A 21653-nucleotide genomic window follows, 5' to 3' on the forward strand; every position below is an offset into this window, starting at 1 on the left:
TTACGTCAATCGATTAGAATGATTGTTTTATCCAGACGCGGAATCCGCTTCGAAGTCACACTTGATGTTCTATTTTTCTAGAAATGGTAACAAAAAACGCCCGACCATGCTGGACGGGCGTTCTAAGAGTAAACCCGAGGGACTGTTTATGCGTTGTTCGATGCCAATTTTGCACCCAGGTATTCGCGGTTCAACCGGGCGATGTGATCCAGCGAAATGGATTTTGGACATTCCACTGAACAGGCGCCCGTGAACGAGCAGGCTCCGAAACCTTCGGCGTCCATCTGAGCCACCATGCGTTCGGCCCGTAGCTGGTGTTCGGCGTGACCTTGCGGCAAAACCGCCAGCTGAGAAATCTTGGCAGCCGTAAAAAGCATCGCTGACGCGTTTTTACAGGCGGCAACGCAGGCTCCACAACCGATACATTGGGCCGCATCCATCGCTTCATCCGCAATTTCGCGCGGAATCAGGATGTCGTTGGCATCCGGTGCCGAACCCGTGTTCACCGAAACATACCCACCGGCCTGAATAATCCGATCGAACGCTTCACGATCAACCACCAAATCCTTGATCACCGGAAAGGCCCGTGCCCGCCAGGGTTCCACCACGATGGTATCGCCATCGTTGAAACTCCGCATGTGCAGCTGGCAGGTGGTCGTACCGGTTTCCGGACCGTGGGGCCGGCCATTGATGTACATCGAGCACATGCCGCAGATTCCTTCGCGACAGTCGTGATCAAACGCCACCGGTTCTTCCCCTTTGTGGGATAATTCTTCGTTCAAAACGTCGAACATTTCCAGAAAAGACATATCCGGCGAAACATCCGACAGTTTATAATCCACCATTTTGCCTGGTGTTTGGCTATTTTTTTGTCTCCAGACTTTTAAGGCAATATTCATTTTGTATGACGTCTGAGCCTAAGGTTTAAACCGTTACTTGTTAAACCTTAAACGTTTAACCCTTATTTATAACTCCGCTGTGTCAGTTTAACGGTCTCAAACTTCAGCATTTCCTTGTGCAGCTTTTCGGGCTGATTCGGGCCTTTGTATTCCCAGGCCGCCACGTAGGTATAATGCTCGTCGTCGCGTTTGGCCTCACCGTCTTCGGTCGAATATTCCTCCCGGAAGTGGCCTCCACAGGATTCATTCCGGTTCAGTGCGTCGTCGACCATCAGTTCGCCCAGTTCGAGGAAGTCAGCCACGCGGGATGCCTGTTCCAGCGCCGGATTCAGTTCCATGTCGCTGCCGGTCAACCGCAGGTTGGTCCAGAATTCCTTGCGCAGGTCCTGAATCATCTTCTTGGCTTTCGCCAGTCCTTCCGCGTTCCGCGCCATTCCGCAATATTCCCACATGATGTGGCCCAACTGCCGGTGGAATTCTTCAGCGGTTTTGTCGCCTTTGATCGACAGCATGCGCGAAATCGTGTCATTCACGGTTTGCTCGGCATCTTTGAAAGCCGGGTGCGTCGTCGGGATTTTATCGGCCGGGCCGATCGTCGCCAGGTAGTCGCCCAGCGTATACGGAATGACGAAATAACCGTCGGCCAGCCCCTGCATCAGCGCCGAAGCACCCAGCCGGTTGGCTCCGTGATCGGAGAAGTTGGCTTCGCCCAGCGCATACAGACCCGGAACGTTCGTCATCAGGTTGTAATCGACCCACAAACCGCCCATCGTGTAGTGAACGGCGGGGTAAATTTTCATCGGCGTTTCGTACGGATCTTCGTCCACGATTTTCTCGTACATCTCAAAAAGGTTGCCGTATTTGGCTTCAATCACCTTTTTGCTGTCGCGTTTAATCGCATCGGCAAAGTCGAGGTAAACCGCCAGACCCGAGGCCGCAACGCCCCGGCCTTCGTCGCAGACGTTTTTCGCGTTTCGCGAAGCCACGTCGCGCGGCACCAGGTTCCCGAACGACGGATACCGGCGTTCCAGGAAATAATCGCGGTCTTCTTCCTTGATATCTTTCGCCTTGATTTCGCCTTTCTGGACTTTCTCGGCTATTTCTTTCGTTTTCGGTACCCAAACCCGGCCGTCGTTCCGCAGCGACTCCGACATCAGCGTCAGCTTCGACTGGTATTTTCCTTTGACCGGGATACAGGTCGGGTGGATTTGCGTGAAGCACGGATTGCCAAACAACGCCCCTTTTTTGTGGGCCCGCCAGGCCGCCGTTACGTTGGAACCCATCGCGTTGGTCGACAGGTAAAAAACGTTGCCGTAACCGCCCGTACACAGCAAAACCGCATGTCCCGAGTGGGATTCGATTTTACCGGTAACCAGGTTGCGGGTGATGATACCGCGCGCTTTCCCCCCTTCAATAACGAGGTCGAGCATTTCGGTGCGCGGGAACAATTTCACTTTCCCGTTGGCGACCTGACGGCTCAGCGCACTGTAAGCCCCCAGCAGCAACTGCTGACCGGTCTGGCCCCGCGCGTAGAACGTCCGCGATACCTGCGAACCACCGAAAGACCGGTTGGCCAGCGCTCCGCCGTATTCACGGGCAAACGGAACGCCCTGCGCCACGCACTGGTCGATGATGTTGACACTGACTTCGGCCAGCCGGTGAACGTTGCTTTCACGCGCCCGGTAGTCACCCCCTTTGATGGTGTCGTAGAACAGCCGGAAAACGCTGTCGCCGTCGTTCTGGTAATTTTTAGCCGCGTTGATACCGCCCTGAGCCGCAATACTGTGCGCCCGGCGCGGGCTGTCCTGAAAGCAGAACGCCTTGACGTTGTAGCCCAGTTCGCCCAATGCAGCCGCAGCCGACGCCCCGGCCAGACCGGTTCCGACAACGATAATCTCGTATTTCCGTTTGTTGGCCGGGTTGACCAGCTTCAGGTTAAATTTATGTTTCGCCCACTTTTCAGCTAAGGGGCCTTCCGGAGCCTTTGAGTCCAGCTTGATTCCGGTTTCTTGCTCTTCTAGTACGTCGATCATAGACAGATACGGTTCAATTCTACTTCAATAAAACCCTGTGCTGATTAAAAAAGAATGTGGTGCACTTTCAGGTAAATGAAAACCGGCATGGCGGCAAACAGGGCCGGAATGACGACTCCAAATCCGTAGGTACCCAAAAACTCGATAAGCGGAGAGTACTTTTTATGGCGCAGCCCCAATGTCTGGAAACCGCTTTGAAAACCGTGTACGAGGTGAAATGACAAGGCCACCATCGACACCACATACAGCACCACATACCAGAGGTACGAGAACGCAAAGGTCGTTACGGCATACAGGTTTTTGATCGGTTCGCCGTCGTACGTTACTTCCGGAATCGATCCCGCCGTGACCGTCTCACCGTTCAGAACGACCGGTCCGAAGTGCATCGTATACCAGAACGTCCGCATGTGAATGACGATGAAAATCAGAATGATAGTTCCCAGAATCCCCATGTTCCGCGACGTCCAGTGGCTGTTGGCTTCCGGTTTCTGGTAAGCATATTTAACGGGACGCGAAGCCTGATTGTGCCGTGTCAGCACCAGCGCCATCACGGCATGAACGATAATGGATGTGTACAGCAGGTAAGAAATGGTTTTAATGACCGGATTGTGCGTCATAAAGTAGCTGTACTCATTGAAGGACTGGCCCTCATCGCCTTTGAACAATTGCAGGTTCCCAACCAGGTGAACAATCAGGAACGAGCACAAAAACAGCCCCGTCAGCGACATGACAACTTTGCGACCGAGGGAGCTGGAAAGTGTTGTTGTTACCCAAGACATATAGCGAAATCAAAAAAAAATGTGTAGTAAACCGGCTTGAAAATTAACCGATTCGTAGAGGTCAAAACTACAGCACAAAGCAATTCGAACCAAAAAAACCCCGTTTTTTTACGCTTATTTGGAATCAATAAAAGGTTGCTAACTTCCTCTATTGGGTAACATATGAATCTCTAATTCTGTTCTCCCGTTATCGAATAAGAATAGGATTATTTTAAGCAACTCAGCATGGAGATTATTGCCTTTGATGGCGTCTGCAATTTATGCAATGGTGCCGTCAATTTCATTATTGACCACGACCCGAAAAACCGCTTCCGGTTTGTGGCCCTGCAATCCGAAACCGGTCGGGAGTTGCTAAACCGCTACCCGCCCGCGAATAGTCCCGTAGACAGTATCGTACTGATCCGAAACGGGCAGTCGCTCGTCAAGTCCGATGCCGCCCTGGCGATTGCCCGGCACCTGAGCGGAGCCTGGCCGGTTTTAACCGTTTTCAGAATCATCCCCCGGTTTTTGCGCGATGCGGCTTACGATCTGATTGCCCGAAACCGCTACCGGTTTTTCGGTAAACTGGATGCCTGCCGCCTGCCCACTCCGGAGTTAAAGGCGCGTTTTTTGGAATAATTACCGGAAGCCTGTTACTTTGTCTGAACTGGGATTACGCGGATTAAAGGATTAATTGGGATATAAAAGATTTCAGTAGGCAATCCTCTTAATCCTTTAATCCGCGTAATCCCAGTTCTAGACACTATTTAGACTATGAAAAAAGCCTATATTTTCCCCGGTCAGGGAGCGCAGTTTACCGGCATGGGACTGGGATTGTACCAGCAATCCGAAAAAGCGAAGTACCTGTTCGAGCAGGCCAATCACATTCTTGGCTTTGAAATCACGAAGGTGATGTTCGAAGGCACCGAGGAGGAGTTGAAACAGACGAATGTGACGCAACCCGCCATTTTTCTGCATTCTGTTATTCTGGCCCAAACCGTGGAGGACTTTGCGCCCGATCGGTTCGACGTTTCGATGGTGGCCGGGCATTCGCTGGGTGAATTTTCGGCCCTGGTAGCGGCTGGTGGTTTGTCGTTCGAAGACGGTTTGCGGCTGGTGGCACAGCGGGCCAGCGCTATGCAGAAAGCCTGTGAGCTCAATCCGTCGACGATGGCGGCCGTGTTGGGCCTCGACGATGCGACCATTGAGCGGATCTGTCTGGAAGTAGCCACCGAATCGAAATTTACCGAAGTGGTGATTCCGGCCAACTACAATTGCCCCGGTCAGGTGGTGATTTCCGGGTCGCTGGAGGGTGTCCGGCTGGCAGGTGAAAAACTGAAAGCGGCCGGTGCCAAACGGGTGCTGCCCCTGCAGGTGGGCGGAGCCTTTCACTCCCCCCTGATGGAACCGGCCCGCGAAGAACTGGCGCACGCCATCCAGACGACGCCGTTCAGCCAGCCGCGCTGCCCGATTTACCAGAACGTGAACGCCAAACCGGCCACCGATGTCGAAGTCATCAAAACAAATCTGATCGCCCAACTCACCGCTCCGGTTCGCTGGACCCAGTCTGTGGAAGTGATGGGCGCTGATGGCGCTACGGTTTTTGTCGAATGTGGACCGGGTAAAGTTCTTCAGGGACTCGTCAAAAAAATACTTCCAACCGCCGAAACGCAGGGCGTAATTAGTTAAGAGTTAGGAGTTAAAAGTGAAGAGTTAGCTAACGCGAGCTGAAAATTCATAACTCTTCACTCTTCACTCCTAACTTTTTTATTGGTCTACTTGCTTTTTTTAGTGCAGAAACGCTATCTTTGCACTCGCAATTGCCGGGTCGTCTAAGGGTAGGACGACAGATTTTGGTTCTGTTTGTGAGGGTTCGAATCCTTCCCCGGCAACTGACAAAAAATAAAAACCGCTAACTCGTTAAGAATTAGCGGTTTTATTATTTTTAAGCTGACCATTTGATCGAAGAAGAGCAGACCACACTTCTGATTCTCAGTGCATTGATTCCACCTTATTCTTGCTCTTTCAGCTTTTTCTTCACATAATCGGCCGGATATTGCAGGGCGATCTCGCGGATTTTGAAACTGAACTCTGTAAAAGTTTCCTCCCAAAGCCGGGCTTCTTCCGGCGTGTATTCGTAAAAACCGTGCGCGTTGGCTACTCCCCTGCCGCCACTTTTGACAATGTCATCAATCAGTTTGGGGACTTCCGTGCTGTTGTTGAGCGTCGGCAGCAGGTCTTTCATCACGGTATGATAAGCCGGAACGCCCGTTAGATCCATCCAGCGGAAAACGCCCACCAGCGTCATGAAATAGCCCGCGTTGTTGCGGCACGAACGGTCCACATCCTCCACCGTCGCGTAACCATTTTCGACCAGACTGATCGCTTCCCGGTACATGGCGTACATCAGGCGGTTGGTGATAAAACCGGCAATGTCTTTCCGGACCAGAATCGGTTCTTTCCGCCAAAAATGAGCCAGCTCGTACAGATACTCGCCCTGCGAAACCGCGCTGTCGTCTCCGCATATGATTTCCAGAAATCGGGTCGTGTGGGCAGGTTCGGCCCAGTGCAGGCCAAAAAACCGCTTCGGATGCTGCGTCAGTTTCTGCAACACGCTGATCGGAATGGCCGACGTATTGCTCGCCAGCAGCGCGTCGGGCGCAATCACCCGCTCCACTTTCTGGTACACCGACTCCTTGATCGCCCGGTTTTCGATGGTACACTCGATCACCAGCTGACAGGGTCGAAGTTCCTGATAATCCTCGGTAATGATCAGATTACTTAAATAATGATCCGGTTGCTGATCGATCAAACCGTGCTGCAGCGATCGTTCGAGGTGATCCTGAATCCGGGTCAGGGCGTGGATCAGATCGTCGGGAATCGGCGCGACGGCCACCACGGGATGCCCCGCAATCAGTAAACAGGTGGTAATGCTGCATCCCATCAGCCCAAGGCCAACGATGCCAACCGGAATTTCTTGCGGAATAAGGGTCATTCGTAAAATCTGGTTAACTCGTTCACTTACAGGACAACAACCTGGCCCGTCCGCACCGATTCGTCACAGGCAAAAGCAATCCGCAGGCTGTTGACGGCGTCATGCATGTGATCCGTCAGGTCAATATTTTCCCGAATCGATTTCAGGAAATACCGCTGCTCGCGGTTGCAAAGTTCCTGATGATCAGGCTCGTCTTCCAGATTAATCCAGGTATCGGGTTTGGCGAATTTCTCGTTGGCGTCCAGATCCGAATGATGCACCCGGATCGACTCGGTTTTGGTGTGCGCTTCGATGGACGACGACTTGCCTTCGCCCCCGGCCTCTTTGGCTACGATGGAAACGCTGCCTTTCGGACCGAAAACATCCTTGACAAAAAAGGCGGTTTCGCTGACCATCGGTCCCCATCCCGCTTCGTACCAACCCACCGACCCGTCGTCGAACCGAATCTGGAGCTGGCCGTAGTTGTAGTTATCGGCGGGGATTTCGTCCGTCAGCCGGGCACCTATGGCGTAAACCTGAACCGGTTTCGAACGCGTCATCTGGCACATCACGTCGATGTAATGCACTCCGCAATCCACGATTGGGCTGAGGCTTTTCATCAAATTCCGGTGCAGCGTCCACATGCTGGTGTCGCTCTGCTGGTTGAGGTTCATTCGCATCACGAGCGGTTTTCCCACCTCGTGTGAAAGCGCCACAAATTTCTCCCAGGACGGATGGTGCCGCAAAATATAGCCGACCACCAGCTTTTTCCCGGCTTTCACCGCAGCTGCCACCACGCGCTCAGCTCCCGCCACCGAGTCGGCGACCGGTTTTTCAATAAAAACATGGCACCCGGCCTCAAACGATTTCACCGCAAATTCCTCGTGCGTATCCGGATAGGTGGAGATACAAACGGCATCCGGTTGAGTGGTTGCCAGGGCCTTGTCGAAATCGCTGAACAGCGGATACCCGCCCCCTAGTTTTTCATTCAGCACTTCCTTGCTTTTGCCGGTGGAGACGATGCCGCAGATTTCAAAGCCTTCCAGGTTGTGGTAGGCCGTTGCGTGCGAGGAACCCATGTTTCCGCATCCCACCACCAGGACGCGTAACGGTTTTGACTGATCAGACATTACAAATTTCGGTTAATCGGTTTTTGGGTTTTATTGCCCCTAAAGGGAACTTTTGCATCTAACATAGGTCTGTCCAAATCCCCTTTAGGGCAGGACTGTTAAGTGCTCGAGTGGTTGTTATACAAAGTAACAATTTCCGGGTTGCCCCCAACCCCCTAAAGGGGGCTTAAATATCTGGATTTGAAAGCCCCCTTTAGGGGGTTGGGGGCAAATTTTAACAGCACTTAACAGCCCTACCCTTTAGGGGATTTAGGGTCAAATTTATTATTTCCGTAAAGGAACCAATTCTACTTTTCTAACAAACATCTCGGCTCCTTCTGATTGGATCTGGATGCGGCCTTTCGAGGGCTTTACCTGCGTCGCCTGATTGACCAGTACGCCGTTCACATAAATGGAAATCCGGTCCCCGTCGGCGACGCAAACCATCGTATTCCATTCGTAAAGCGGTTTTTCAACGTCTTTCGCGCCCCGAAATCCCTTGACATCTTTCCAGTCCGGATCGCGGTCAAACCAGTCGATACGGCCACTGTGGATGGTGACGGGCGTACCCGAAGGCGAAAAAACGCGCCCCCCGCCTTCTTTCTGGGGGGCAATGTTGGCCGTCAGGGCGTAATTGTCGCTGCCGTCGCCAACGACCAGAAAATCACCGGTTCCACCTTCGATGATCTGGCATTCGATGGAGCGCATCCAGATGCCGCGATACCCGCCATCCGGCCCGGTCGAGTGCAGGAGAACGCCGTTGTCGCGCGCCCGGTCGGCCCGGGGCGCATAGGTGTTGTCGCCCCATTTGAACTCCACAGTCAGCGTGTAATTCTCGTATTCCTCGTCGGTAATGATGCTGCCGTATTCCTCGCCCGAGACGTGAATCAGGCCGTTTTCTACCGTGAATACATTTTTTACGTCGTTCTCACGGCCCCGTTTTTCCACAAACCGGTACCACCCTTTCAGGTTTTTTCCGTTGAAAAGCCGGACGGTTTTTGGCCGTTTCGACTGCGCCGTGGTTTCGCCCGCCATCACGAACAGGCAAAGGATTGCAGCCAGAAATTTAAGATTTAATTTCCCCATTTGTAAGTGACTGTCTAAACTTTATAATTTCCCTTCTTTCGCGTTGCCCCCAACCCCCTAAAGGGGGCTTTAATCGGTGTGCTAAAGCCCCCTTTAGGGGGTTGGGGGCAACATAGAAAACATGATTTACTATTTTTGGACAATCTCTAAGCTATTTTTTGTCTCCGAAGCGGTTTTGGGTTATTTTTTCTGACTGGCCTGAATCATCCGGTCGATCCGGTACGGAAGGGCTTCGAGAAAAGCGATCAGGTGGGCCATTTCGGTTGGGTTGAGTTGCTGGTCCAGACCCGGCGGCATCATCGATAGGGTCTGCGGTTCAATGGCCGTGATCTCTGATCGGGCAATCCGTAAACCGGGTGCCGGACCGAGTTCAATCACCACTGATTCAGGCAGTTGTTCCTTGATGATACCCACGTACGAAGTGGTTTTGGTCACCACCCGCGAGGTTTCGTATTCCCGCGCAAAGCTGGCGCTCGGATACACAATGGCTTCCAGAATGTCGTGTTGCGAGCGGATTTCGCCAATATTGGTCAGGTCGGGGCCAAACCGCCCGCCTTCCGGTCCTACGGAGTGGCAGGTGTAGCAGGATGCTTTGCCGAAAAACAGCTTGCGCCCTTCGCCCACATCGCCCCCCTTCAGTTGCGTTTCCAGCTTTTGCAAATGCGCCAGCCGGTCGGCGTGGAGCGATTTCAGCTTGGCGAGCAGCGGTTCGGCCATCGTCTGCACCGAAGCGGGAAATGGTTTGAGCAGGTTTTGAAAATCCTGTTCCGGCAGGTTATCCAGTCGTCCCGAAACCGCTTTTAGGGCTGTCATGAGTTCCTGACCCACTTTTTCATCCTTATTCCCTTCAAAAGCACCCAGCAGGGGCGGCAGCAGAAAGGCGTCCGTCTGGCCGATCCGGGTGCGGGCAATGACCAGTAGCTGGTCGTTGGTCAGTTCGGCGCGGTTTAATAACCGCACGGCCTGTTGCCGCACCGGCGAATCAAATTCCGGACCGAGGTAATTCAGCAGCAGTTGAAACTCTTGTTCCGAAAGGGCGGGCGACGACGTGATCCGCGCGCTCAGGGCTTTCAGCCGGAAACCGACCGGCGTTTTTTCCGACTGCACAATCTGATCCAGTTTCTGATCGACGGCCTTGATGCGCCGGGATTCGATCAATCCCAAAAGCGGAGAAAGAACCGCATCGTCGGTCGTTTGGAACTGGTTTCCGATTTCGGTTACCCAGGCATCCGGAAGTTTTTTCAGCGTGCCTTTCGCCATCACATCCAGCAGCAAAACTTTCCGCGCCGATGTCGTCGTCGAACTGGCCAGCTGCGCAACGACGAAGTTCTGCAACGCCGGTTCCTTGATAAACGTCAGCATCAGATCCCGAACCGAGTTGGCGTCGGCATCCGAAAGCGCCGGATTTTTCAGGCTTTTTTCCAGAAAACCGATCACCACATCCGACCATTCGGGGTGATGGGAAGCGATCCAGATACCGGTTTTCTGGATTTCCGGTTCACGAGCGGTCAGGGCTGCAGCCAGGTGGGTTTTCAGGAGCGGTTTTCCGTCCATCTGGTCCAGCGCAATCAGGGCGGCAATTCGGGTTTTGGCTGAAGGACTTTCCAGCGCCTTGACCAGCAAATCCGTATTTTTCAACAGCATCAGCGAATAAATGAGGGCATGTCCAACAAACCGGTCGCCGTTGGTGGCGGCCGCACTCAGCAAAGCCGGTACGGCCTTTGGATCGCCGATCTGCCCCAGCGCCGTAGCCGCCTGACGGCGAACGGGCAGCGCATCTTTCTGCACCAACTGAATGAGTTTACTGACCGAACCGGCGTCTTTTTTCAAGCCCAGCGCACGTGTTGCCGCCACCCGAACCGTGCTGCTCTTGTCGTTCAGGGCATTCCGAACCCCGTTCCAGGCGGCTGGCGTATTGATGCGGGACAGCGCAAAAACCGCCGATGCCCGCATATTTTCATCTTTCAAAACCGGCAGGGCGTTGAGAATCGGACTCACGGCCGCATTTCCGCGTAAAATTAATTCCTCGATCGCGTTGTCCCGAACCGCCGGTCTTGCGTCGTTGAGGTGGCTTACCAGGGCCTGCGGAGTCTGTTTGGCCAGCGCCAGCTTTTTTCCCCAGGCATCGTTGGGCTTGTCAACTCCGGTTTTTCGGATGCGGTAAATGCCGCCCGCCACTTCCGGTTTGGCCACCCGCGACAGCGGACAACCTTCGATGAACCAACCGCCCGTCACGACCATGAGCATACTGCCGTCGGCATCCTGAACCACATCCGTCGGGTGCGAATCCGAACTGAACGACTTCAGAAAGACTTCATCGGTAGTTTTGTAGGAAGCTCCATCGGGCGAAACGACGTGCCGCATGATCCGCCCGGTATTGAATTCGGCATTGAACAGATTGCCCTGATAAGCACTGCCAAAACCGTTCCCCCGGTAGCGGACGATGCCCGAAGGCGCCACCCGGGGCATTTTGGTCATCACCGGCATCAGGTCGCCGGTCAGTTTCAGGCCGTCTTCGGCAATCACCGGATTCGGTTTGGGATACGTGCCGCCTTCCACCCAGTGCATGAGCGCATCCCGCTGCCCATCCTGCGGATCGACAAAGTACGTCATGGTGCCAATGGTTTCGCCCGAGGGCATGAAGGCAATTTCAATGGAATTATCAAAACCGCCCCCCGACATCGATTCCAGACCGGTTCCGTCCGGGCGACAACGCCAGATTCGGGCGCTTTTTCCCTTCAACGCCTGCCCTTCTTTAGTGGTAATCGAAAAACCCCGGCGGGCATCGGTAAGGTACAGCCAGCCGTCGGGCCCGAAAAACGGTCCGCCCAGCGTGGCTCCATTGGCGTGAAGCGTCCAGCCGGTCAGAATAGTTTCTTTTTTATCGGATACGCCATCATTATTGGTATCGGTGTATTTAACCAGATTGGGCGATTCGGCCACGTACAAACTGCCCTGGTAAAAGACGCCCCCTTTGGGAAACGGGATGTGATCGGCAAAAATCCGGCTTTTTTCAAACTGGCCGTCTTCGTCCAAATCTTCCAGCAGACGAATGTGGTACGAGGGTTCAGCCAGCATTTTTTCAGTTCCCATCACGTTGGGGCCGGTTGACTCAAAGACAAAAAGCCGCCCGGCACCGTCGAAGCTCGCAAACATCGGATACGACAGCAAGTCCGGCGCTACCGCCCGTTCAATGGTAAAGCCTTCCGGTACCTGAAAACCGAGTGTCTCGTGGGGTTTCTTTTCGGTCGATGCGGTCAGGCAGACCCCCGCGAGCAGAAAAAGTCCCCCCTGAATCAGTCGGTGTAACTTACTGGTAAAAAAAGACGTGAGCATACGTAAGGTGCTAAGGTGATTGGAAAAAGTGGTGTGGATAGGTTATTCGACTAGGGATTCTGGACCAGGTTCTTATTGATATTAACCTCTCGTTCAGGAATATAGAAAATTATCCGCGGACTTGTCGGCTCCACCCGGAAATGAAAATTGTCGGTGCCGTGTAAACCGGGATAGGCCCGAACCAGTGGCAGGTTGTTCCGATAGAGATCGCCCGGCCGGTGGCCTTCAAAAGCCAGTTCCATCCGGCGTTCTTCCAGCACCACATTGAATACACTGCCCCGGCCTTTTAGGTCATCGACCGTATAAAGTGCCTTCCCACTCAGTCCGGCGCGGGTCCGGATGGTGTTCACATCGTTGATCGCCAGTTGGTTCTGACCGGTTTTTGCGTAGGCTTCCGCCCGGTTGAGGTACATTTCCGCCAACCGCAGGTAAACCGGCGAACTCAGGTTGGCGATTCCCTCCTGCCAGTTGAATTTGTTCACGAAATACTGCGGTGAGGTGCCCCGGTATTGCAGTTTGCCGTTGATGTAATGGGGCGTAATGAACGCCAGGCGCGCATCTTCCGGGTGTTCGTTGAGCAATTCCCAAAACGTCTGCGATGCGTAGTATTCGCCCCAGCCGGTCGAGAGCGTAACGGGATCGTTGTAATACAGTGAACCGACCGAATTCTTGTCCTTGTTGTCCGCCAGCGTGTGCCGGAAGTTGAAAATTGTTTCGGGGTTGGTTTCGGGCACCAGCGTCGGCGATTTTTTGTAAACGTCAGTGGAGGCCAACTGATAGCGTTTGGAATCCATGACCTTGTTGGCGTACAAAATGGCATTGGCGTTGTCTTCCATGTACAGGTAAATGCGGGATAAAAGCGCTTCAGCCACCTCTTTGGAGGCAAAATTGGCGTTCTTCGGCTCCTTCATCAAAACCGCTGCCTGTAGTAAATCCTTGATTACCTGCGTATAAACCTCTTTGACTGTGTTGCGTTTAGGGTATTGTTCCACCTCGCCACCGAGCAGTACCGGCACACCGGGGCTTTCGCCTTTGTTCTGCGCATACGGCCGCCCGAACAGGCGAACCAGATTGAAGTGGGCCAGCGCCCTCAGGAAAAGATTTTCTCCTTTGAGCTGGTCCAGTGCCGCCGATTCGCCATCCCGGATTTTGTTAATAATCAGGTTCGTGCCATAAATCAGCTTGTAGGATTGCGCCCAGAAATCCCGGGTCGGATACATGGCCGGTATGTGCAGATACGAAGCCGCCAGCGACGCCTGATCGCCGTCGGCCCCGCTCTGCACGACGTTATCGCCCGGCCATTCGTTCAGGGTCAGGAAATGCCGGGTGTACGCTTCGGTCACCAGCATGGCGTAATTGCCGTAGGTCGCAATCTGAATATCGGCGGGCGTGGCCAGGGCCACTTCGTTTGACTTGCTGTCGTAAGGCTGCAAATCGTTTTCGCAGGCCGACAACCCGATCAGCAGGGCCACCAGCGTATTTCTGACGAGTAGGGTTGTTTTCATGATCCGGTTAGAAGCCTAAAGTGATACCGAATAACAGTTTCCGACTGATGGGGTATTTGATGCTGGAAATTCCGCCCGAAGCGCCCAGCACCACCTCCGGATCCATCCCTGAAAACTTGCTGAAGGTCAGCAGATTGTCGCCACTGATTACGAATTTTACCTGTTCCGCCCGGAGTTTTTTGGCGATCAGATCCGGCAGTTGGTATGACAGACTGACGTTCCGCAGCCGGATGTAACTGCCGTCTTCCAGAAAGCGGGACGATGGCTGGTTGGAATTTTTATTACCGCCAAAAACCGGTTTCGGATGCGTGGCCTGATCGCCCGGTTTTTCCCAGCGACTCCAGCCGTCGGCCAGCACCATGCTGTTGTAGGAATAATAGGCTCCGTCCGAATCGAACAACTGGCGGGAGGTGTGGTAAATCTGGTTGCCGCTGACAAAATTGAAGAACGCAAACAGGGTAAAGCCTTTGTAGCTCAGGGTATTGCTCAACCCGCCCGTAAAATCCGGCGAGGCCGATCCGAGGTTTTGCTGCGTGGCTTCACTGTACGAGTTGGTCGTGGTCCGGATCTGCTCACCGCTGGAACCCGTCGTGATTTTCTCCCAGAGCGGATCGCCGTTGGCGGGATCTACCCCCATCCATTTGCGCATGTTCCAGGTATACAGTTGCTGTCCTTCGCTGATGAGCAGATTGCCCTGCCGGATATCCTTGCCCTGATCGAGAATCAGCACTTTGCTGCGGTTGAAGGCGATGTTAAAACCGGTTTCCCAGCGGAACCGGCCAGCGAGGTTGACGCTGGTCAGGTTCAGTTCCAGCCCCCGGTTTCGGACAGAACCAACGTTGCGGGTCACCGTGTTAAAACCGCTCGTGAACGGTAATTCAACATTCAGCAGCAGGCCGTCCGTGGTTTTGTTGTAGACGTCCAGATTGAGCATCAGCCGTTTGAACAGGCCCACGTCCAGGCCAACGTTCAGGCTTTTGGCTTTTTCCCAGGTCAGGTCCTTGTTGTCCATCTGGAAGGGATACGCCCCCGAATTACCGGCATACTGGGTCGCAAAACTGTACAGCCCGAGCGACTGGTAATTGCCAATCTCGGCGTTGCCCGTCACCCCGTAACTGGCCCTGATTTTGAGCAGATCGACCAGGCTCGGCAGGCTCAGAAACCGCTCGTTACTCAAAATCCAGGAAGCGCCCAGCGTATAAAAATTGCCCGACCGGTTATTGGCCCCGAAGCGCGATGACGACTCGTTGATGTAGGAACCGACGGCAAAGTATTTGTTATCGTAGTTGTAGTCCAGTTGCACCAGCCCCTTGCTGAAGGAGTTCTCGTCGAGACTGCCGGTGGCCGCCAGAATCCGCGAAGCCGTATTCATGACGTGCAAACCGGGGGCGAACCCTTCGCCGGTAGTCGAATTGTTTTGCAGTTTATTCTTCTCGGCTTCGGCCACGGCCAGGGCACTGAGACCGTGCTTACCGAAATTCTTCTCGTACCGCAACCGGTTCGACGTAATCAGTGACAGGTTATCGATAAAACCGTTCGCGAGCCGCCCGAGCCCTTTTCCGGTTTTCGACCGAATGTCGTAGTACAATTCGCTGCGGGTGCTTCCGTAACTAACCCGGTTATAAGTTGAAAAGGTCAGATTCGGCAGAATGTGGTATTCCAGGTTCAGGTCGCCATCCAGCCCGACACCGTTGGATTGATTCAGGTTGTATTGCCAGCTATGCAGAAAGTTTTCCTGTTCGCGGCCGTACCAGCCGCCCTCGGTTCCCCGCTTCAGCGTTCCGTCCGCCAGATACGGATTATCCCACGGAATGTTATTATACACCCCATACAATGCGCTCGAACCGGACGGTCCGGCCGGATCAGATTCCTGCTGACTTAGTCGCCCGTTCAGCTTGAAGTTCAGCGAAAGCTTTTCGTTGATGTTGTGGGTCACGTTGGTCCGCAGGTTGTACCGCTTCAATCCGTTGTGCCGCAGTGTTCCTTCTTCGTTGTAATAATTCCCGGCCACGTAAAACCGGGTTTTCTCCGAACCACCCGACAGCGACAGCACGTAATTCTGCGTCAGCCCCGTCCGGAACGCCAGATCCCGCCAGTTTGTATTTTGCTGCGTCACGCTCACCGGAACTTCCTTGTCAAACCGGTCGGTGGGGTAAAAACTCTTCTCGTAATCGTATAACTGCTGCGAATCCATCACCCGGAATTTGCCGGAGGTTGCGTGATTAAAACCGGTCGTGGCCGAAAAATCGACGCGCGTTTTGCCGCTTTTTCCCGATTTGGTAGTGATGATGATCACGCCGTTGGCCGCCCGCGATCCGTACAAACCGGTGGCAGCCGCATCTTTCAGGATGGTGATGGACTCCACGTCATTCGGATTGGCGTTTCCGCCGATGATGCCGTCCACGACGTACAACGGCCCCGAACCGGCAGTAATGGAACTCGATCCGCGCACGACAATGGTGGGCGTCGCATTCGGATCGCCGGAGGAATTAGAGACTATGATGCCCGGCGCTTTTCCCTGCAACAGACTCGTGGTGTTGTTCGACGTCACATCGTTGAGCTGCTTGCCGGTTACGACAGCGACCGAACTCGACAACTGCGAAAGCTGCTTGGACGAATACCCAACCACGACAACCTCGCTCAAGGCTTTTGTTTCTTCGACCAGTTGGACATCGATCCGGTTTCGTCCTTCCACCGGAATCTCCTGCCGGGAAAAACCGATGTACGAGAAAACCAGAGTTCCGGTGGCGTCGGGCAGCGAAATGGTGTAGCGTCCATCTTTGTCGGTGGTTGTTCCGATGGACGTTCCTTTCAGAATGACGTTGACGCCCGGCAATCCCCCGCTCTGCTTGGCGTCGGTAACGGTTCCGGTGATCGTCACCACGTCGCGGGCGGGATTTCGGAGCTGGTAAATTACTTGACTGGCTCCCGGACCAGATTCGGCTCCTCCGGCCGGTTCCGAAATAATGTAAAAATTATCCCGCAGCTTTTTGTAGGTCAACCCGAAAGGCGGCAGCAGATTGTCGAGCGTGCGCTCCAGTGAGTTGAATTTTCGGATTTTCTGGACGATCTTCTTGTCCAGCAATTGCGCATCGAACAGAAAAGAAACCTTGAACTGTTTCTCCAGGTCCAGAATTTTACTCTCCAGCGTCTGGATCGAAACCGGGCGGTTTCGCTCGGCCGCTCCCTTGGCCCCCAACCGCTCTCCCGAACGACCCAAAGCAAAATTCTGGGCGTGAATTTCGGCCGCCATCAGGAACAGAAGTCCGATTAAGCAAAGATGCGTAGTGATTCGTTTCATACGTGTACGGCTAAATGGTTGTATTTAGTGGGCATAGTAGTCACGTTTAGCTGCCGATGAGAGCCGGTTTTAAAAAGCAGAAGATGTATGAGAAGTACCTAAAGCGTCTTGTCTGTCAAATAAATGTTCTGATCTTGCTTGCGTACGGTCAGCCGACAGGTTTCCGCAATGCCTTCCAGCAGCATATCCACATTATCCGTCGGAATCGAACCGGAAATCCGCCGGTTCAGCAATTCAGGCTGCCCCACGTTGACCGACAGCCCGTAGGTTTCGTTGAGCATGGTGACAATGTCCTGCAGGGAAGTATTCTTGAAAATCAATTTGTGCTCGGTCCAGGCGGAATACAGCGTCGGATCGACCTGTTTCCGGGTATAGTGCACCGGAATCTTAGCAAATTCGACCAGGTCGCCAGGTTTCAGCAGCAGCGTATCCTTACCTTTCGCCTGTTCCAGGTTGCACTGCACCCGCCCCTCATTCAGCACCACCCGCGTTCCTAATTTCCGTTTGGAAACCGTAAACTGCGTTCCCAGCACTTCCACGCTGAAATCGTCGGCCGTCCGGACCTTAAACCGGCGGTTGTCGTGGGTGTGAACCACCCGGAAATACCCTTCACCCCGCAGGCTCACCTCCCGGGTCTGCCCTTCGGCCCAGGCTTTCGGGTACGAAATCTCGGAGTTCCCGTTCAGCATCACCATCGACCCGTCCGGCAACTTGATTTCGCGCGTCTGACCGTACGGCGTTGTCAGCGTAATCCGTTCAATACCGCTCCCGGACGAGGATGACGACGGACGGTACTGGTAAATAATGGCCGTTGCAATCAGCAAACCAATGAAAACAGCGGCCATTCGATACACGCGGGATTGCCAGAACCGGCCGGTTTGCGCGGGTGTGTGCAACGGAACAACGGTCTGATCTTCTTCCCGCTGCGCAATCCGGGATTCGATGCCGGCCAGCAGCCGATCTTCCAGAAATTGCCGGGTGTTGCTGCTCAGCTCTTCCGTGAAATTGGCCTGGGTTTCAAGCTCCTGATACCAGTGCTCCAGCTCCGCCCGTTCGGAGGCCGTGCTGGTCTGGGTTTTGTTGCGCTCCAGCAAATACTGTAACCGTTGCTTATCCATTGCGATCCCTCGAATCAGTCATCGTTTCGCTTTCTGACTGTATAGTCGCGCAAGTCGCAGGATACCGCCAAAAAATCAGAAAAATATTTGAAATATTTTTTAATGACCTAGAGATCAAAAGATTGACTGAAACACGGCTGCGTTCCTATCAATTATCAAACAGATAGAAAGCGACCGCGATTACGTAGTCTTTCAGGTAGATGCGCAGGAGTTGCAGGGCTTTACTCATCTGCTTTTCGACGGTATCGATGGGTAAATTCAGGAGCGTGGAAATTTCCCGGTAGGTGAGATTCTGGTGGCGACTTAACTGATAAACCGTCCGGTATTTTTCGGGAAGTTGTTCGAGACTGTTCCTGTAAGCAGCCGCCAGTTCTTCGTAATAGAGCTGATCTTCAACCGGATTCGACGGTTCAGGCGGCCGGTTTGTTACATAATTGAGGTGATTTCGCTGCACAAACTGCGTACGGAGGTGGCTAAAAATCTGGTTGCGCAGGGCGGTGAATAAATACGACTCCAGCGACGACGTGATCACCAGCGATTCGCGCCGGGCCCAGAGTTGGGCAAAGAGCTCCTGAACAATTTCTTCCGTTTCTTCCCGCGACTGCAATCGTTTATACGCACTGTCGAACAACCTGCGCCAGTAGGTCCGGTACAGTTGCTCAAAAGCTTGCCGTTCTCCTTGCTGTAGCCGGACGATCAACGGCTCTTCCATAGCGAAAGTCGGGTGAGGTAGTATTACTCCTTGTGGATAATAAGCAACAATCTTACACTATTTCTTCCACGTAATCAAGTACATAGGTCGACAAGTCTTTTTCCTTTCTAAATAACATCCTGAAACATTTCTTTCCCGGAGCACATTCGTATGCCTACATACTATCTTTACAAAAAGATCATTACTGGCATGCCAACCCTCCGTCTGGAACTCACCACACCACCGACCGACGACAACCGCCCCGTGTTTGTCTCCGGCAATTTTTGCCAGTGGTTCCCGGATGTGGAGCGGTTTCGGATGCGGCTGATAAGACCTGGGAAATACGAACTTGAGCTTCCGTCCGATCTGACGGCCCGGGCTCCGCTGGAATACAAATACACGCGCGGCAGCTGGGATTCGGTCGAGCTGGATCAAAGCGGAGAAGCTGTGCCCAACCGGATTTCCCGGCGCCAGACCGGGACGCGCCGGGATGTTGTGCCCCATTGGCGATGGTACGGTTTGCCGTTTAACCCGGCTTTTCTGCCCAAAGTCAGTCTGGTCAGCGACGCGTTTGAAATGCCGCAACTCAACCGAAACCGCCGGATTCGGGTGTTACTGCCGTATGATTACGACGCTTCCGACACGCGTTACCCGGTTTTGTACCTGAACGATGGACAAAATCTGTTTGGCGAAGGCTCGGCATTTGGGAACTGGACGATCGACCAGAAACTGGCGGTTCTGGCGCACCGGCATCACCGCAAACTGATCATTGTCGCCGTCGATCACGGTGAAAGTGAACGCATTGCCGAGTTTCTGCCCTACAACACGCGGCTGGCCGACGGCCAGGGTCGGCCGTTCCTCGATTTTATCGTCCACACCTTGAAACCGCACATCGACGCTCAGTATCGAACGCTGCCGGAGCGTTCGCACACCGGCATGGGCGGTAGTTCGATGGGCGGTTTAATCAGCGTGTATGCCGGTTTGCTTCACCCCGCGACCTTCGGTCGCCTGATGATTTTCTCGCCTTCGTTGTGGGCTGCTCCCAAAGTGTATTCCGACGCCCTGCGGTTTTCCTATCACGAGCCCACAAAAGTGTATTTGTACGGCGGGAAACAGGAATCGAAATACATGGTTCCGGCCATTCAGCGGTTGCAGGAATCGCTGCTGCGGAAGGGCCACAAACAACCCCAGATCCACCTTTCCGTCGATCCGAGAGGCAAACACAACGAAAACCGCTGGGGTCGGGAATTTCCGCAGGCCGTGGAATGGTTGTTTTTTTGATCGCTATTTTGCGCTACCTTGTTTCCTTATGCAAATCCGACTGACTCCCCATCAACCGCTGTCGGCCCCAACGGTCGTTATTCCGGTTGAAAAAACTGATGATGTAACCGAAACGCTGAACAGACTCGCCAACCGGTTTTCCATTCCATCGTCCGTTCTGGAACACGATTTCAAAGCCGATTTCAAAGAAGTTCTGCCGCTTTACCAGGCCGACGGCCGGAAAATTTACCTGCTGGGTTTGGGTAAAGAGCCGACGGCGATGGTCTGGCTGCGGGCGTTTCGGGAGTTTTTTTTCCGGCAAAAAGAGCGGTTGACCGCAACCGTCGGCCTTGACCTGAGCGGTTTTTCCGCTCATGTTATTGAAAGCGTGGTGCTTGGCATTCGCTGGGGCGGTTACGATTTGAAACTGCACGTTACGGACAAACCCAAAACCGCCGATTTTTATACCGAAGAAGGTTTACTGGAGATATACACTCCTGATAATCAGCAAAAAGCCGCCGAAGAAGTTTTGGCCCGCGCCGAAGCCATCGCGGCCACGCATCGCCAGATTCTGGATTTGATGAATTCGCCGTCCAATTACAAAATACCGCAGGTTTTGGCCGACTGGGCGGTGGCTTCCGGGCAGCAATACGGGTATTCGGTAACGGTTTTTGACAAAGCAGAAATCGAACGACAGGGGCTTCTGGCCTTGCTGAGTGTCAACAAAGGCAGCGAACATCCGCCGGTTTTCATCATCGCCGAATACAAACCCGACAACCTGCCGGACGCTAAAAAAGTGGGGCTGGTCGGCAAAGGCGTTACGTTCGATACGGGCGGTATTTCCATCAAACCGTCGACCGGTATGCACCTGATGAAGAGCGACATGGGCGGGGCGGCAGCGGTTTTGGGAACGATGGAAGTGGCCGCCAAACTTCAGTTGCCGGTGCACCTGATCGGGATTATTCCCTCGACGGAAAACATGGTCGATGGAGCCGCCACCAAACCTGGCGACGTCATCGGGTCATACCTCGGCAAAACCATCGAAGTGATCGACACCGATGCGGAAGGGCGCATCATTCTGGCCGACGGTTTGGGTTACATGGTGCGGAATTTTCAACCCGATGTCCTGATCGACCTGGCGACCCTGACCGGAAGCGTAATCGGCACGCTGGGCTACCATGCCGCCGGTTTGTTCAGCAACAACGACGAGCTGACCAGCCAGTTGCTCAAATCCGCCACCGAAACCGGCGAACGCTTGTGGCCGTTGCCGCTCTGGGATGTTTACAAGGAAGACATTCAATCGGATGTGGCCGATCTGAAAAATTTCAGCGGAAAACCGATGGCCGGAGCGATCAGTGCCGCTAAATTTCTGGAAGTATTCACGGAGTCGCACCCCGCCTGGGCGCACCTGGACATTGCCGGAATGGCATTTACGGACACCGAATTCGGAACGCAAAAGAACGCGACCGGTTTTGGAATCCGGTTACTGATTGATTTTTTAAGAAGTGAATTTAGGGTTGAAAAGGGCGCTGATGGCTAAACATGGTTTTAATGTTGGATGGTTAAGAATGGTTGAATGATTT

At 53.7% G+C, this 21653-nt stretch carries 15 protein-coding genes and 1 tRNA gene; 5 read left to right on the plus strand and 11 right to left on the minus strand.

Going from position 1 to position 21653, the window contains the following annotated elements:
* Positions 1–146: 146 nt before the first annotated feature.
* From GJJ30_RS19835 to GJJ30_RS19845, 3 genes are all read right to left on the minus strand, one after another.
* Positions 147–899: a succinate dehydrogenase/fumarate reductase iron-sulfur subunit gene (locus GJJ30_RS19835; RefSeq protein WP_154176907.1), complete on the minus strand. Its 753-nt coding sequence runs from the start codon at positions 897–899 to the stop codon at positions 147–149.
* Between the two features lie 62 nt (positions 900–961).
* Positions 962–2899, minus strand: coding sequence for a fumarate reductase/succinate dehydrogenase flavoprotein subunit (locus GJJ30_RS19840; protein WP_310588344.1), 1938 nt, complete (start codon positions 2897–2899; stop codon positions 962–964).
* 77 nt (positions 2900–2976) lie between these two features.
* Positions 2977–3711, minus strand: a complete 735-nt coding sequence (locus GJJ30_RS19845) for a succinate dehydrogenase cytochrome b subunit (RefSeq protein WP_154176909.1) — start codon at positions 3709–3711, stop codon at positions 2977–2979.
* Between the two features lie 225 nt (positions 3712–3936).
* Here GJJ30_RS19845 and GJJ30_RS19850 point away from each other — a divergent pair, with 225 nt between their 5' ends.
* The 3 genes from GJJ30_RS19850 to GJJ30_RS19860 all read left to right on the plus strand — a co-directional run bounded on the left by GJJ30_RS19850 (position 3937) and on the right by GJJ30_RS19860 (position 5582).
* Positions 3937–4329 (plus strand): thiol-disulfide oxidoreductase DCC family protein, encoded by a 393-nt coding sequence (locus GJJ30_RS19850; protein WP_154176910.1) that lies wholly within the window; start codon positions 3937–3939, stop codon positions 4327–4329.
* 135 nt (positions 4330–4464) lie between these two features.
* Entirely contained in the window at positions 4465–5379 is a 915-nt protein-coding gene (gene fabD, locus GJJ30_RS19855; RefSeq protein WP_154176911.1) for an ACP S-malonyltransferase, read from the plus strand.
* A gap of 132 nt (positions 5380–5511) precedes the next feature.
* A tRNA-Gln gene (locus tag GJJ30_RS19860) sits at positions 5512–5582 on the plus strand.
* Between the two features lie 119 nt (positions 5583–5701).
* On the opposite strand, the gene GJJ30_RS19865 is transcribed toward GJJ30_RS19860, so the two are convergent.
* The 8 genes from GJJ30_RS19865 to GJJ30_RS19900 all read right to left on the minus strand — a co-directional run bounded on the left by GJJ30_RS19865 (position 5702) and on the right by GJJ30_RS19900 (position 18831).
* Positions 5702–6685 (minus strand): 3-hydroxyacyl-CoA dehydrogenase family protein, encoded by a 984-nt coding sequence (locus GJJ30_RS19865; protein ID WP_154176912.1) that lies wholly within the window; start codon positions 6683–6685, stop codon positions 5702–5704.
* A 26-nt stretch (positions 6686–6711) separates the two neighbouring features.
* Positions 6712–7794, minus strand: a complete 1083-nt coding sequence (locus GJJ30_RS19870) for a Gfo/Idh/MocA family protein (protein WP_154176913.1) — start codon at positions 7792–7794, stop codon at positions 6712–6714.
* A 264-nt stretch (positions 7795–8058) separates the two neighbouring features.
* On the minus strand, positions 8059–8859 hold the full coding sequence (locus GJJ30_RS19875) for a 3-keto-disaccharide hydrolase (RefSeq protein WP_154176914.1): 801 nt from the start codon (positions 8857–8859) through the stop codon (positions 8059–8061).
* Between the two features lie 180 nt (positions 8860–9039).
* Positions 9040–12195, minus strand: coding sequence for a PVC-type heme-binding CxxCH protein (locus GJJ30_RS19880; protein WP_154176915.1), 3156 nt, complete (start codon positions 12193–12195; stop codon positions 9040–9042).
* Between the two features lie 50 nt (positions 12196–12245).
* Positions 12246–13700 carry a RagB/SusD family nutrient uptake outer membrane protein gene (locus tag GJJ30_RS19885; RefSeq protein ID WP_154176916.1) on the minus strand — a complete coding sequence of 485 codons (1455 nt, stop codon included), beginning with the start codon at positions 13698–13700 and terminating at the stop codon, positions 12246–12248.
* Positions 13701–13707: 7 nt separating this feature from the next.
* Positions 13708–17001 (minus strand): SusC/RagA family TonB-linked outer membrane protein, encoded by a 3294-nt coding sequence (locus GJJ30_RS19890; protein WP_154176917.1) that lies wholly within the window; start codon positions 16999–17001, stop codon positions 13708–13710.
* 98 nt (positions 17002–17099) lie between these two features.
* Positions 17100–18119 (minus strand): FecR family protein, encoded by a 1020-nt coding sequence (locus GJJ30_RS19895; RefSeq protein WP_154176918.1) that lies wholly within the window; start codon positions 18117–18119, stop codon positions 17100–17102.
* Positions 18120–18267: 148 nt separating this feature from the next.
* Entirely contained in the window at positions 18268–18831 is a 564-nt protein-coding gene (locus tag GJJ30_RS19900) for an RNA polymerase sigma-70 factor (RefSeq protein WP_154176919.1), read from the minus strand.
* Between the two features lie 150 nt (positions 18832–18981).
* Between GJJ30_RS19900 and GJJ30_RS19905 the strand changes: the two genes are divergently transcribed.
* Together GJJ30_RS19905 and GJJ30_RS19910 are read left to right on the plus strand one after the other, a co-directional pair.
* Positions 18982–20091 (plus strand): alpha/beta hydrolase, encoded by a 1110-nt coding sequence (locus GJJ30_RS19905; protein WP_229313269.1) that lies wholly within the window; start codon positions 18982–18984, stop codon positions 20089–20091.
* 28 nt (positions 20092–20119) lie between these two features.
* A complete protein-coding gene (locus tag GJJ30_RS19910) occupies positions 20120–21610 on the plus strand; it encodes a leucyl aminopeptidase family protein (protein ID WP_154176921.1) in 1491 nt (496 codons plus the stop codon).
* The last annotated feature ends 43 nt before the right edge of the window (positions 21611–21653 follow it).

Origin of the sequence: Larkinella terrae (genome assembly GCF_009668025.1) — a bacterium.
GTDB lineage: Bacteria > Bacteroidota > Bacteroidia > Cytophagales > Spirosomataceae > Larkinella > Larkinella terrae.

What these genes read in the sequence shown, in the direction of transcription:
- GJJ30_RS19835 (WP_154176907.1), bottom strand. Translation starts at nt 899, where the DNA reads ATGAATATTGCCTTAAAAGTCTGGAGACAAAAAAATAGCCAAACACCA.
- GJJ30_RS19845 (WP_154176909.1), bottom strand. Translation starts at nt 3,711, where the DNA reads ATGTCTTGGGTAACAACAACACTTTCCAGCTCCCTCGGTCGCAAAGTT.
- GJJ30_RS19850 (WP_154176910.1), top strand. Translation starts at nt 3,937, where the DNA reads ATGGAGATTATTGCCTTTGATGGCGTCTGCAATTTATGCAATGGTGCC.
- fabD (WP_154176911.1), top strand. Translation starts at nt 4,465, where the DNA reads ATGAAAAAAGCCTATATTTTCCCCGGTCAGGGAGCGCAGTTTACCGGC.
- GJJ30_RS19865 (WP_154176912.1), bottom strand. Translation starts at nt 6,685, where the DNA reads ATGACCCTTATTCCGCAAGAAATTCCGGTTGGCATCGTTGGCCTTGGG.
- GJJ30_RS19870 (WP_154176913.1), bottom strand. Translation starts at nt 7,794, where the DNA reads ATGTCTGATCAGTCAAAACCGTTACGCGTCCTGGTGGTGGGATGCGGA.
- GJJ30_RS19875 (WP_154176914.1), bottom strand. Translation starts at nt 8,859, where the DNA reads ATGGGGAAATTAAATCTTAAATTTCTGGCTGCAATCCTTTGCCTGTTC.
- GJJ30_RS19880 (WP_154176915.1), bottom strand. Translation starts at nt 12,195, where the DNA reads ATGCTCACGTCTTTTTTTACCAGTAAGTTACACCGACTGATTCAGGGG.
- GJJ30_RS19885 (WP_154176916.1), bottom strand. Translation starts at nt 13,700, where the DNA reads ATGAAAACAACCCTACTCGTCAGAAATACGCTGGTGGCCCTGCTGATC.
- GJJ30_RS19890 (WP_154176917.1), bottom strand. Translation starts at nt 17,001, where the DNA reads ATGAAACGAATCACTACGCATCTTTGCTTAATCGGACTTCTGTTCCTG.
- GJJ30_RS19895 (WP_154176918.1), bottom strand. Translation starts at nt 18,119, where the DNA reads ATGGATAAGCAACGGTTACAGTATTTGCTGGAGCGCAACAAAACCCAG.
- GJJ30_RS19900 (WP_154176919.1), bottom strand. Translation starts at nt 18,831, where the DNA reads ATGGAAGAGCCGTTGATCGTCCGGCTACAGCAAGGAGAACGGCAAGCT.
- GJJ30_RS19905 (WP_229313269.1), top strand. Translation starts at nt 18,982, where the DNA reads ATGCCTACATACTATCTTTACAAAAAGATCATTACTGGCATGCCAACC.
- GJJ30_RS19910 (WP_154176921.1), top strand. Translation starts at nt 20,120, where the DNA reads ATGCAAATCCGACTGACTCCCCATCAACCGCTGTCGGCCCCAACGGTC.